The organism is Bacillus sp. AFS002410, assembly GCF_002556365.1.
Lineage (GTDB): Bacteria > Bacillota > Bacilli > Bacillales > Bacillaceae_G > Gottfriedia.
The window spans coordinates 18,638-29,711 of record NZ_NUEU01000081.1 but is presented as its reverse complement, the minus strand read 5'-3'; the positions used below and the strand labels follow the sequence as shown (position 1 = coordinate 29,711).

Annotated in this window: 12 protein-coding genes and 1 pseudogene; 2 read left to right on the top strand and 11 right to left on the bottom strand. The window is 31.9% G+C overall.

The genetic code is table 11. The features are described 5' to 3' along the window. Window positions 1-55: 55 nt before the first annotated feature. The 6 genes and pseudogenes from CN692_RS20000 to CN692_RS26830 all read right to left on the bottom strand — a co-directional run bounded on the left by CN692_RS20000 (window position 56) and on the right by CN692_RS26830 (window position 3,879). Window positions 56-535: a hypothetical protein gene (locus CN692_RS20000; RefSeq protein ID WP_098120879.1), complete on the bottom strand. Its 480-nt coding sequence runs from the start codon at window positions 533-535 to the stop codon at window positions 56-58. Between the two features lie 183 nt (window positions 536-718). Further along, window positions 719-1,186, bottom strand: a complete 468-nt coding sequence (locus CN692_RS19995) for an NUDIX hydrolase (RefSeq protein WP_098120878.1) — start codon at window positions 1,184-1,186, stop codon at window positions 719-721. Window positions 1,187-1,344: 158 nt separating this feature from the next. Next, window positions 1,345-1,818 (bottom strand): hypothetical protein, encoded by a 474-nt coding sequence (locus CN692_RS19990; RefSeq protein WP_098120877.1) that lies wholly within the window; start codon window positions 1,816-1,818, stop codon window positions 1,345-1,347. Between the two features lie 222 nt (window positions 1,819-2,040). Beyond that, entirely contained in the window at window positions 2,041-2,475 is a 435-nt protein-coding gene (locus CN692_RS19985) for a hypothetical protein (protein WP_098120876.1), read from the bottom strand. A gap of 165 nt (window positions 2,476-2,640) precedes the next feature. Next, window positions 2,641-2,748: pseudogene (locus CN692_RS27240) on the bottom strand (tyrosine recombinase XerC); the annotation flags it as partial. A gap of 960 nt (window positions 2,749-3,708) precedes the next feature. Then, window positions 3,709-3,879, bottom strand: a complete 171-nt coding sequence (locus tag CN692_RS26830; protein WP_257144084.1) for an HAD hydrolase-like protein — start codon at window positions 3,877-3,879, stop codon at window positions 3,709-3,711. Between the two features lie 136 nt (window positions 3,880-4,015). Between CN692_RS26830 and CN692_RS19970 the strand changes: the two genes are divergently transcribed. Continuing rightward, the gene (locus tag CN692_RS19970) at window positions 4,016-4,381 is read left to right on the top strand and encodes a transporter (RefSeq protein ID WP_098120874.1); all 366 of its coding nucleotides are present in this window, start codon (window positions 4,016-4,018) and stop codon (window positions 4,379-4,381) included. A gap of 53 nt (window positions 4,382-4,434) precedes the next feature. On the opposite strand, the gene CN692_RS19965 is transcribed toward CN692_RS19970, so the two are convergent. The 3 genes from CN692_RS19965 to CN692_RS19955 all read right to left on the bottom strand — a co-directional run bounded on the left by CN692_RS19965 (window position 4,435) and on the right by CN692_RS19955 (window position 7,566). After that, window positions 4,435-5,943, bottom strand: coding sequence for a diguanylate cyclase (locus CN692_RS19965; RefSeq protein ID WP_098120873.1), 1,509 nt, complete (start codon window positions 5,941-5,943; stop codon window positions 4,435-4,437). Between the two features lie 107 nt (window positions 5,944-6,050). Beyond that, the gene (locus CN692_RS19960) at window positions 6,051-6,587 is read right to left on the bottom strand and encodes a GNAT family N-acetyltransferase (protein WP_098120872.1); all 537 of its coding nucleotides are present in this window, start codon (window positions 6,585-6,587) and stop codon (window positions 6,051-6,053) included. A gap of 88 nt (window positions 6,588-6,675) precedes the next feature. Next, window positions 6,676-7,566 (bottom strand): DMT family transporter, encoded by an 891-nt coding sequence (locus CN692_RS19955; protein WP_098120871.1) that lies wholly within the window; start codon window positions 7,564-7,566, stop codon window positions 6,676-6,678. Between the two features lie 144 nt (window positions 7,567-7,710). Between CN692_RS19955 and CN692_RS19950 the strand changes: the two genes are divergently transcribed. Next, window positions 7,711-8,685, top strand: coding sequence for a ring-cleaving dioxygenase (locus tag CN692_RS19950; RefSeq protein ID WP_098120870.1), 975 nt, complete (start codon window positions 7,711-7,713; stop codon window positions 8,683-8,685). 280 nt (window positions 8,686-8,965) lie between these two features. Here the strand turns inward: CN692_RS19950 and CN692_RS19945 are convergent, their stop codons facing one another. Continuing rightward, on the bottom strand, window positions 8,966-10,291 hold the full coding sequence (locus CN692_RS19945; protein ID WP_098120869.1) for a GntT/GntP/DsdX family permease: 1,326 nt from the start codon (window positions 10,289-10,291) through the stop codon (window positions 8,966-8,968). Between the two features lie 51 nt (window positions 10,292-10,342). Further along, window positions 10,343-11,065 carry a GntR family transcriptional regulator gene (locus CN692_RS19940; protein ID WP_098120868.1) on the bottom strand — a complete coding sequence of 241 codons (723 nt, stop codon included), beginning with the start codon at window positions 11,063-11,065 and terminating at the stop codon, window positions 10,343-10,345. Window positions 11,066-11,074: the final 9 nt, after the last annotated feature.

The following is an 11,074-nucleotide window of genomic DNA, read 5'->3' as shown; positions in this document are numbered from 1 at the left end:
GACCTATGCTCGGCCGCACAAGCATGCGTTAGTTGCATAAGTAATATTTTGGGTACTACTTTTTTTTATTATGCAATTCAAATGACTCTTCAGATTCATTCCATTTTACGTGTACTTGTATGACTTCATCTTTGTCTACTTTTGCTCCACCTTCGGAACTCCCTCGGGAAGTAAATACTCGTTCTTTAGGAGGTTCAGGGAATTCCGCCTTTGATTCCCCGCTACTACTATTTGTCTTGAAGGAATACTCTAGTTTTTTCATAGATGATAGCTCTTTTAAAGAGCCCTTAAACTTTAATACAAGTTCATAATTATCTTTATTAGAATAAGATATTACACCTTTATCATTTTTTCGTGTTGTTTCTGTTCCTTGATAAATATATTCAGCTTCCCAATGTTCACTTTCTCCAATAAATTCATAATTATAGTTAGTAGTCTTATTGTCAGTAACCTTATTTTTAGTATTATCTGTTGTTTCTGTACATGCTGTTAAAGTCAGTATTGTAAATAATAATAGCGGGAGTATTTTTTTCATTTTCTTTCCTCCTTTTTATAATTTAAATTTACCATATAATCCCATTTCTCTTATAGATTTTTTATTCGACATTAATTGTTAAAAACCTTGTTCAACTAAACTGCCATTTGTTGAATAAAAAAAGCCGCATATAAGCAGCTCGTGTTCTTCAACTATTACATTAGTTAGTTGTATAAGGAGTATTTAAATCTGAATACATTTTTGATTATCAATAAGTTTTAAAAGTCTCTGATTTAACTCCCATAAAGCAGTCTTATTGCTATCCCATTTTAAACAGGCGATTGCTTCTTCATAGCTGAGCCATTTAAATAATGAATGTTCTTTTGAGAGGATTAAATCTTTTGTAAACAGCTCAACTCCAAATGAAAATTCAGTAATTACATAGACTTCTTCTCCCCAAAGAAAAGTTCCTACAACGTGTTCTACTGGTAGTGAAGTTGTAGAATCTAATTGAAGAAACGACAAGTCTCCTGAAATTCCTGCTTCTTCGTGAGTTTCTCGTTTTGCAGATTCTAATATTGTTTCCCCTACTTCTCCCCCACCAGCAATTCCTTGCCAAAAATTCAAATCACTCCTTTTTAAAACTGCATATCTAATGATTCCCTCTTCAATAATATAAGGTAATACTAAAACCTGATAAGGAGCTCTCATTCTATTACCTCCACATATAAAGTTGATATGATAATAATATTACAGATTATAATTGAGGCTTATTACTTAACTAGTCTTTCAATTTGCAACATAAAAAGGTCTGCTGAAACAGACCTTACCATTGTACAATTAACGCACTGCGTTAGTTCAATAAGGGATTACATCTGTTCCATGTACTCTTCTGCTTGAAATCCATCAACTGGAAATTCTTGCATTGTAAGTGCATTATAATAGAACTGACCGATTGACCAATTCAAATTAATATAGTTTTCCCTTACTATTGCATCTTCATCTTCCCAGATTTCATCATGAAATACATAGCCAACTTTTAACGTCTGTAGATCAACTACAATAAAGTCCCCATTTAAGCCTGAACCAATTATTAAAAGCCCTTCATCAATACATCTTTTATTCTCTTCCCATAGATTATTATCTGGAATGTCATTAACTTTATCAAAATAAACGTGATCAAATATTAGGTTTTTTGAAAAAGAGAATTTAGACATAAATAACAATATATCTATTGGTATTTGATATTTAGTAAAAAATCTTTGTGTCGCTTCACTAATTGTTTCAGATTTAACTAATTCTTCTTTTAATTTTAGAGCACTTTCAAATAATTCTGCATCCATAATGTTCCCTCAAAATATAGTTTTATTATTAATATATCATACTAATTTTGGTAATTCTTATTAAACTAATCTGCCATTTTGTTGAATAAAAAAGCGATCTTCTATTGAAGAATCGCATGCGTTAGTTACATAAGAAAATACATATCCGTTGTGGAGGTGATTGTCGCTCTATATCTAAAAGATTTCTGCATACCTAAAAATCTACCAGAATAAAAATTGCATTCAATTATCTCTATTTCTACACAATCTCCAATTAATAAATACCAAAGTAGATAATAACACTATTGCTGAGAACCAAAAATAAAAGCCAAGGTTATGTTCCGTAACAATGTATGTTTCTCCTCCCTCATCAAGCATCATTTCCATTGGAAAAAATGCTCTAATAGCCAGTAACAACATAAATAAATGGCTAATACTAGTTTTTTTTCCTCTTAAGGTTTGAATCGAAATGTAAATAAAAAACAGGTTTGCATACCAACAAGCAGCAACAGACATCATCCCCGCAAATACGCCTAACCAACCTATTAACAATATATTAAATCCGCCGATTTTTTCCCCGTTAGATGTTGTTAAAGCAGGTAACATTAACGAAATACAATACAAAGCCCAAATTACTATTAGAGCAATCGTATTAACTTTTTTGAAATCCCTTATCATTAATTTTGTTCCTCCGAAATATGATTGTTCCATATGGTTTTCTGAAATTATTTATCTCTATACTATCATATTTCTATTTTTATCTGTGGTTCTTGTTCTACTAAACTGCCATTTAGTGTAATAAGAACTTAACAAAAAGATGACTTGGAATTGCTCCAGGTCCTTTTATAATTTGATGTATTTACTTGAGCTTTCATTCGGTCTAGCGTGTAAATAACGCCCAGTGGTGCTTACGTTTGAATGACCTAATGTATTTTGTACTAAATGAATTGGTGCTCCTGTCTCCTAGTCCTTTTGCCTTCTGCTTGTCGTATTTTTATCTTCTGGCGTTCATTTTCAGCAAGATAACTATATAACTCAAAAACTATATTTTTAACATGATAATTCCTCACTCTCTTCGTTTTTAAAGGTACACCTTTATAGACGCATCGAGAGTTGAATTAATGGGTAATGCTATCGCTCGATTCCCCTAAGATTTAATTATTGTATATGGATTTCCTCTAATAAAAAAGCTCCATCCATGTCCAATTAATATGTACTTTCTATAAAAATGAAATGATGCAGACATAAAAAAAATAATATTTCAAAAATCACAACTTTTAAATCTGACTTGTCATGATTATAAAATCTATAATAAGATATAAATGAGAGAACTATATTAGAAGAATTTACATAAGATTTTATTTCTTTAATTCGAACAAAACTACCAAGAATTGAGTGTACTAGAAAAAGAGAAATATAATGGTTTTTGATTATTTTTGAAAAAGGAGTAATTGAAGATTATGGATGAGAATGTTTTTCCAAATGACGAAAAAGAATTTACTTTGAATAGAATACTATCTATTTCATCAGGGTTACAGGGTGTTCTTATTATGTTAAATGCACGTTTTATGATAGAAAGTATTGTGAATGTATTGATCACATGTTTATTTTTGTTAAGTTACTTAATTATTTTTATACTAATGCCTCGAACTAAACGAAATTACCTATCTTTTATTTTAAGTTTTTTATTTTTTGTATGTGTACTAATATTTGTTAATAAATAAAATAGAGTAAGTCAGCATCTAGTTAATTTCATGCTGACCTACTCTATTTTAAATTGTTTCAGTCCAATAAGATTTTATTAATTTTGTGCGTGCTGAATCGCTGTAATATATAATCATCCAGTAAATCATTTTGAGTTAGTTTGCTAATTGAAAATTCTTCAATTAATTGGCAGTACACTTTATCCTTTCATACATACCCTCTACAATCAAATTTTAAAAATCGATCAACATATTCTTGTTTTGGAATGTTTGATAAATTTGTATGCAATCTATCATATTGATTTTCAATAAATTTAATTAATGAACTGGTTCGATTTAATAATGTTCCGTCTAAATCAAATAGAACGAGCTTTATCATAAATTTCTACGCCACCTACTCTAAGATTCTAAAAAATAGTCAACACATAATAAAATGGATATTTGACCATCCGCCCAAACAATTCATTTTAAATTTCATACTTTAATAAGGATTAAACTAAAAAGGAGTTGATAAAATGAACTTTTTCCCACAATATAGAACATTTCCAGGCTTCCCAGGACAACCGGGCGGATTTCCGGGGCATCCAGGTGGATTTCCGGGACAACCGGGTGGTGGAGGTGGAGCTCAAGGTCAACCAACAGCACCACCACCTTCATTTACTCCGGCACAAACTCAAGCTACAGCATTCGCGGTAGATCCAGGTGCAATTGCTGGGTGTCGTTTTAGAAATACTTATGTTTGGTTGAATAATGGAGAACAATTTTGGTATTTTCCAACCTTCGTAGGAAGAACTTCAGTTGCTGGCTGGAGATGGATTGGCTGGAGATGGATTTTCTTTGGCATTGATACACATCGTATTAGATCGTTTACGTGTTTCTAAAAACTATAGCTACTTTAAAAGCCTTGTGAATAGTAAATCACAAGGCTTTATATCTATCTATTTAATGACATTTCAGTACCTACTGAATACACGTTTACTTGATTTCTACCATTCATTTTAGCCTCATACAATGCTTTATCCGCAAAATTTATAGCATCAACAAAATGCAATGACTCATTTGGTACTAAATTAACTAATCCAATGCTTGTACTAACAAATGGGATTGCTAAAGAGTTTATATTTGGAATCTTTAAATCTATAATTCTCTCTCGTATACTTTCTGCAATGACGATTGATTCTTCTTCAGATAGACCTGATAGAATCCCAATAAATTCTTCACCGCCGTATCTTGCCGAAAAGTCATCCGCTCTTCGCAAATTTTTAGAAATGATATTTGCGACCATCTGCAGACATTTATCCCCTTCTAAATGTCCATAAGTATCATTAAATTTTTTAAATGAATCAATATCGATGAGAATTAATGAAATCGGAGTTTGATTCATTAACGCCTCATTCCACTTAACTTTAAATATTTCATCAAAATAACGTCTATTTGCTAATCCAGTTAATCCGTCTGTGATTGATAGTTTGTGTAATAAGTGATTTGCATGCTGCAGTTTCCGTTGTGCCTCTTTTTGTTCAGAAATATCTCTAAAACTAACCATGGTTGCTAAATGCCCTTGGTAAATTACTTTAGAACCCGAAAAAGAAAAATCTATTTTTAATCCATCTAATCGAATATATGTACTTTCCTTATGGTCCTGCTTAAGATCCCCATTCATAAATTGATAATATCGATCATAAGATTCCGTTAAACCAATTGGTTCAATCAAATCAAAAACATTTAGATCAATTAAGTCAGACGGAGATTTTGCACCAAGGAGCGATGCTGCTTTTTGATTAGCTAACTTGATTATGCCGTCAATTTGGACAAATATGCCATCAGGAGAAGTCTCTATTAATGTTCGATAGCTTTCTTCGCTTTCTTTTAATGCAAGTTTTAATTTGTCACTTTTATTTAAGAAATGGATAAAAATAGCAATAAACACGCCCCCTAAAATGAGCGACATTTCGTAAATTGGCATGATTGGAAAAACTGAATTTGAATATTCAATCGTTTGATAGACAAAGAAAAAACAACTTAATAGCACTAAAAAGGCAATCATACTGAACCATTTAAGCCAATATGTTTTGAGCCATCTATTTAGATATCCGCTGACAATTGCACTGATCGAGATTGTAACGCAAGCATAAATAGAACCATTACTCACACCGAAGTATGAAAAACGAAACGCTATGAGCATTACACCTGTAATGATCGTAGCTCTTAATCCTCCAAAATATGCAGCAGTTAAAATGGCAAGCTGTCTTAAATCTAATATGTTATTTTCATAAATTTTCATTCCAAAAAAGATTAATATAATACCAAATATCCCATGAATTATACCAACAAAAACTGGAAAGTCTCTTTGATATCTTTGTCTTAAAAAATTTTGTAATCGATTAAAGCCCATTAAGAAAAATATTAACAATGAAAAATTAAGAAATAAATCTTTTATCATATTTACACCTTTAAAATTGCTTAATTATAGGACACTCTTTAGTACATGATTGGTGCTTTATCCGTTTTTTAATATGGGATTTTAGAAAGAACTGAGTTATTTTAAGTTTATTTAATAAATAGACCCATCATTAATGTATTACAATATTTCCCATCAATAAACGTATCTTCCTTCATTATTCCTTCGATCTCAAATCCTAAATTTTTATATAATTGAATAGCTTTAAGATTATTTTCACTTGTAACTAATTGGATTTTTCGAGTGATTTCATTTTCCTTAGCCCAATCAATTAACAATTGCATTAATAACTTCCCTAAGCCTTTTCCCCAATACTCTTTTTTAATGACAATCCCTAAAGTACCTACATGTTTTATTCGTTGTTTTTGACTAGAGTTAATTGAAGCGATACTTATTATTTGATCATTTATTGTACCTAATAATATAACTGAATTCTTTTCATTAAATGTGTCTTCTAAATATGTCTTATATTCTTCTTCTTCTCTTTTAAACTCATTTCCACCAAATGATAGGAAATTTGTTTCTCCACCAACGATATTATAAAAATCTATGATTGTTCTAGCGTCGCTACTTGTTGCTTGACGAATGGTTACTATTTCTTCATTTTTTAATTTCAGTTCAAACATAATCTAACTCCTTACATAGTAAAAAGAACCGCAATCGCAGTCCCAAATTTTCAAACTAATATTATTAATACATTTTATCATAATACTTTTAAAAATCCATTTTATTCTCAACAATCTTTTTCTTTTCAGAAGTTACAACAACTAGTAATGCACCACCTAATACTACTGTGCCACCTAGTAGTTGAAATAAGCTCATATTTTCATGAAATAAAATAGTTGAACATACAATTGTCACTACAGGTTCAACCATGCTCAATACTGCACCTTTAGTTGGACCAATTAGTTTAACACCAGTGAAAAATGCACTCATTGCTATGACACTCGAAATAATTGAAATGCCTAAAATAGAAAGCCAACCAACAAATTTTAAATGAATATGAATTGAACTTGTGGACATCCCAACTAGAAAAAATGAAATGGAAGCAAATAATGAAATATAAGCACTTGTCACTAAAGGAGGAACTTCCAAAGAAACCCTCCCACCAACAATTATGTAGATCGAGTAAACAACAGCTGCAGATAAGGCTAATATGATTCCAAATAGATTAATATTTTCTGCAGGAGTTCCTAATACTAGTATAATTCCAATTAACGATAATAAAATTGAGGTCGTTATCGTTTTCGTAAATTGTTCTTTATTTACTAGAAAAGATAGAAGTGCAACAAAAACCGGATATAAATAAAGGATTAAAGCTGCTAATGAAGCTGGTATGTATTTGACCGAGCTAAAATAGAAACTTGATTGAAGCATGTATAATATTCCACCTAATAAAATGAATAATAATAATTGCTTTTTCGTAATTGTTACTAATTTTTTAGTAAAAACTAAGTAACTAAAGAACATGATTGTTGCAAAAGTAAACCTTAAAAATAATAATGTATTAACACTTATATTTTGATCATATGCATAGAGCGCAAAAATAGGCATTAATCCGAACGCTGTTGCAGATAGTAGAATTAATAAATAGCCGAAGTACAAAGCTTTATTCCTCCTTCCAATATACTTATCTGAATATTATAATTATTAGATAACAGTTTAACATAAAGTTTACCTTTATCTCTAAACAATTTTTATTTATACATAAGGAATATCCGATTAAATTTTAAAAAGGACGTGATATTAGTGGAATTACTAGGAATTCATCATGTTTCACTACTGACTGGAATGGCTGAGAAGAATTATGAGTTTTATACGAAGATTCTAGGTATGAGACTTGTTAAGAAAACAGTAAATCAAGATAATACATCTAGTTATCATTTATTTTATGGAGATGCTAAAGCAAATCCTGGGACGGAAATTACCTTTTTTGACATTCCTAATATAGGAAATTCCTATCCAGGTCATTCTATAATATCTTCAACTTCATTAAGAGTAGCGACCACTGACTCATTAAATTATTGGAAAGATCGCTTCACTAAGCTAAACATCGCACATGACCAAATTAGTAAAAGAGCAAATCGCGATACACTCGCATTTAGAGATTTTGAAGGAACAAGCTTAATTTTAGTGGCCGATAACGGAGAAACTGGAGTTGCACCAGGTACTCCTTGGAATCAATCGGAGATTCCAACAGAACATGGAATTCTTGGTTTAGGTCCAGTAACTCTAACTGTAAAAGATTCTTCTCCTACTAGTAGAATCTTAACAGAAGTATTAGGATTTAAGCTTGTTGGTACATATCCTTCATTAGATGGAAACTTCGCAAATATAGAAGTTTATAAAATCGGTTTAGGCGGTGCAGGGGCAGAGGTTCACTTAGAAGAAAGACCTGATCTACCAAGAGCAAGACCAGGCCGCGGTAGTGTACACCATGTTGCATTTCGAGTACCAAACATTGAAGAATACGACAAATGGGCAGAAAAAATTAATTCACTTGGCATCATGAACTCGGGTAAAGTAGAACGATATTATTTTAAAGCGCTCTATTTTAGGGAACCAAATCATATTTTATTCGAATTATCAACAGATACACCAGGATTTGACGTCGATGAGCATATTGATACTTTAGGGGAACGACTAGCATTGCCTCCATTTCTAGAACCAAATCGAGCTGAGATCGAAGCAAGCTTACGTCCTTTAGACTTCAATAGTCATTAATAAGTGGTTAGTTCTAAACTAAATACAATTAAATTGAAAACTCACTGGTTATTTTTGCAGTAAGTTTTCTTTATGAACGTAAATCTGTGCTTTATGAACTAAATTGCCATGTATTTTAGGCAGTGCTTTATGTGCAAAGTTCCATACTTTATAAAGAAAAACCAATGCTTTATGAACAAAGTTCACAGCTTTATGAATAATGTACATATTGTGTTCGTATAACTCCCAAATTTAAATACAATAAAAAAAGGAAGTTTCTCAACGAAACTTCCCTTTTTCATTAAATAAATATATCTAGAACTAAAGTTAGTCCAAACGCTATAAAAGAAAGAAGCGTTTCCATAACTGTCCAAGTTTTAAATGTTTCTTTTACGGTTAAACCTAAATATTCTTTTACTAACCAGAAGCCTGCGTCATTTACGTGTGAAAACATTAGTGAGCCCGCTCCAGTTGCGATTACTAGTAATTCTAAATTAACACCAGTCATATGCTGCACTACTGGTGAAACGATCCCTGCTGCTGTTGTTAATGCAACAGTTGCTGAGCCTGTAGCAATTCGAATTAAACCGGCTACTAAAAATGCAAGCACGATTGGTGATAATGACATTTGCTCTGACATTGTTGCAATCGCAGTACCTACGCCGCTTTCAATTAGAATTTGCTTAAATGCTCCACCTGCTCCGATAATTAGAATGATTGAAGCTAATGGTAATAGACATTCTTCAGTTAATTTTTTTATTAATGACTTGTCCATTCCTTGACGGTAACCTAGTAAATAATATGCTGCAAAACAAGAGATTAATAGAGCGATTACAGGACTACCAATTAAGATGAAAAATTTACCAACCGCTCCAGGTAAAGAAAGATATGGCGTTATGACTGTTAATACCATTAGTAATACAGGTAGTAAAATGATAAAGAATGATACGCCTGTACTTGGTAATGCGTTTGATTTCGTTTCTACTCTAATTAATTCTGGTTCTCCAATTGGTGTTACACGTTTATGAATCCATTTAGAGAAGATTGGTCCTGCAATAATTGCTGTTGGAAAAGCAATAATTAATGAGTAAAGTAGGACATGTCCTAAGTTTGCATTATAAATACCAATTGCTGTCATAGCCCCAGGATGTGGTGGAACTAATCCGTGTACAATCGATAAACCAGCAAGAACTGGAATACCAATTAATAAAATATTTGAATTAGTAGATTTGCGTATTGAGATAACAAGAGGTAGTAAGATTACAAGACCTACTTCAAAAAACACCGGTATCCCAATAATAAAGCCAGAAAGAAGCATAGCCCATGGCAGGTTTTTCACGCCAAATTTTTTGATAAAGAAATCCGCTACTTGCATACCTGCTCCAGAATCCGACATCATTTTCCCTAATATCGTTCCTAAAGCTAAAATTCCAACAAGATGACCAAGAACAGCCCCTACTCCGGTTTCATATGCTGTAACGATCTTGTCCATTGGTACTCCTGAAAATATTGCTAGAAAAAGGCCGGCAACTGATAAACTAATAAATGCATGCCATTTCCACCATGATACACCTAAAATAACGATAACGATCGCTACTAAAGTAATGGCGATTAAATATAAATCCATCCTACACACTCTCCCTTAGAAATCGCTTACATTTTAAACAAAGAAGGAAACTTACTGCGTTGAATCATTGTAAGTTACAATGTAATTTTGTTTAGCAGTATTATAGTAAGCTTCGCTAAACTCTAATACATTTCCATCTTCATCACTAGAGCGACGAATTCTCTTTAATGTTGTTGTTCCATTTTCTAAATTTAATATTTCGCAAACATGTTTTGGAGCAACTGCTACTGCAAACTCATCTCGAAACGATTCAAGTCGAATATTATTTTCTTCTAAGAAGCGATATAACGAACTAAACTGAATTTCTTCTATTTCCTCATCTGTTACTTCTAATGAAATATAGTGCGTAAAGTGAATATAAGGTTCATTTTCCAGCAAATAAATTCGCTCAATTTGGACATATTTATTACCAAATAAAGAATACGGTATTGATTCCGTTGCTATTTCAGGTTTTTTGATGCTAAGCACTTTTTTTGTAATATGATGTCCCTCTTCAACTAATAATTCTGTAAAACGCTTTCCTTTTGAAAGTTTTGCACTTGTAACATTTGCAATAACCTTTGTCCCTTTACCACTTTTCTTTTCTAAGTATCCTTCTTGAACAAGCTCTTTAATAGCATTTCTAATCGTTATTTTACTAACACTAAATTCTTCTTCTAATTGAGGTTCAGAGGGAATGTTTGAATGAATTGGATAAACTCCATGTAAAATTCGATCCTTAATCATTTCTTTAATTTGTAAATACAATGGTCCTTTTTTACGATTCACATTCATTCCCTTTCC

What these genes read in the sequence shown, in the direction of transcription:
- CN692_RS20000 (WP_098120879.1), bottom strand. Translation starts at nt 535, where the DNA reads ATGAAAAAAATACTCCCGCTATTATTATTTACAATACTGACTTTAACA.
- CN692_RS19995 (WP_098120878.1), bottom strand. Translation starts at nt 1,186, where the DNA reads ATGAGAGCTCCTTATCAGGTTTTAGTATTACCTTATATTATTGAAGAG.
- CN692_RS19990 (WP_098120877.1), bottom strand. Translation starts at nt 1,818, where the DNA reads ATGGATGCAGAATTATTTGAAAGTGCTCTAAAATTAAAAGAAGAATTA.
- CN692_RS19985 (WP_098120876.1), bottom strand. Translation starts at nt 2,475, where the DNA reads ATGATAAGGGATTTCAAAAAAGTTAATACGATTGCTCTAATAGTAATT.
- CN692_RS26830 (WP_257144084.1), bottom strand. Translation starts at nt 3,879, where the DNA reads ATGATAAAGCTCGTTCTATTTGATTTAGACGGAACATTATTAAATCGA.
- CN692_RS19970 (WP_098120874.1), top strand. Translation starts at nt 4,016, where the DNA reads ATGAACTTTTTCCCACAATATAGAACATTTCCAGGCTTCCCAGGACAA.
- CN692_RS19965 (WP_098120873.1), bottom strand. Translation starts at nt 5,943, where the DNA reads ATGATAAAAGATTTATTTCTTAATTTTTCATTGTTAATATTTTTCTTA.
- CN692_RS19960 (WP_098120872.1), bottom strand. Translation starts at nt 6,587, where the DNA reads ATGTTTGAACTGAAATTAAAAAATGAAGAAATAGTAACCATTCGTCAA.
- CN692_RS19945 (WP_098120869.1), bottom strand. Translation starts at nt 10,291, where the DNA reads ATGGATTTATATTTAATCGCCATTACTTTAGTAGCGATCGTTATCGTT.
- CN692_RS19940 (WP_098120868.1), bottom strand. Translation starts at nt 11,065, where the DNA reads ATGAATGTGAATCGTAAAAAAGGACCATTGTATTTACAAATTAAAGAA.